This is a genomic window from Xanthomonas sp. LMG 12459, from assembly GCF_009192905.1.
In the GTDB taxonomy this organism is placed as follows: domain Bacteria; phylum Pseudomonadota; class Gammaproteobacteria; order Xanthomonadales; family Xanthomonadaceae; genus Xanthomonas_A; species Xanthomonas_A sontii.
In genome coordinates this window covers 1-621 of the sequence record NZ_NSGT01000141.1, presented here as the reverse complement: position 1 = coordinate 621, position 621 = coordinate 1, and the positions used below count along the sequence as shown (strand labels likewise).

General features: G+C 73.8%; 2 pseudogenes. Both read left to right on the top strand.

What is annotated here, in order from left to right:
* A pseudogene (locus CEK65_RS20890) lies at nt 1-416 on the top strand (hypothetical protein); the annotation flags it as partial.
* Nucleotides 413-621, top strand: a pseudogene (locus CEK65_RS20885) (hypothetical protein); the annotation flags it as partial. The pseudogenes CEK65_RS20890 and CEK65_RS20885, both read left to right, overlap by 4 nt.

Sequence of the window (621 nt, the reverse complement as noted above, 5' to 3'; positions counted from 1 at the left end):
AGCGGCAGGCGGCGCTGGCCGAGCTTGAGCGCCGCGTGGCCAAGGTCCGCGGCAGTGGCGAGGTCGCGCGCAGCGATTCGCCATTGGACGTACCTGCCGCCTATTGGCGTGCGTTCGACCAGGTCGATCCGGTCGCCGACGTCCACGCGCTCGGGCCGATGCCGGTGCTGTGGCTGCAGGGCGAGCGCGATTTCCAGGTCACCGCGCCGGACTGGCAGCGGTGGCAACAGGCGCTGGCCGACGATCCGCATGCCACCCTGCACCGCTACGCCGCGCTGAACCACCTGGGCATCTCCGGCAGCGGCGCCCCCGGACCGGCCGAGTACGCCACGCCCGGCCACGTCGACCCGGCCCTGATCGCCGATGTCGCGACCTGGGTGCGGGCCCTGCCCGCCAGCCATGGCGCCGCACCATGAGCCGGCTGCGCTCCACGTCGCCCTCCCCGGCACGGCGATATCCGGTGGCGCCGGCGCATCGGCTGGGCCTGGCCTTGTGGCTGTGGCTGCCACTGCTGCTTGTCGCCGCCGTGATCGGTGGCTTCGCGTTGCACGCCGCACGGCCTGGCGCGCTGTGGTGGCATTTCGGGCTGCTGGCGCTGATCGGCGTGGCCGGCACCGCCAC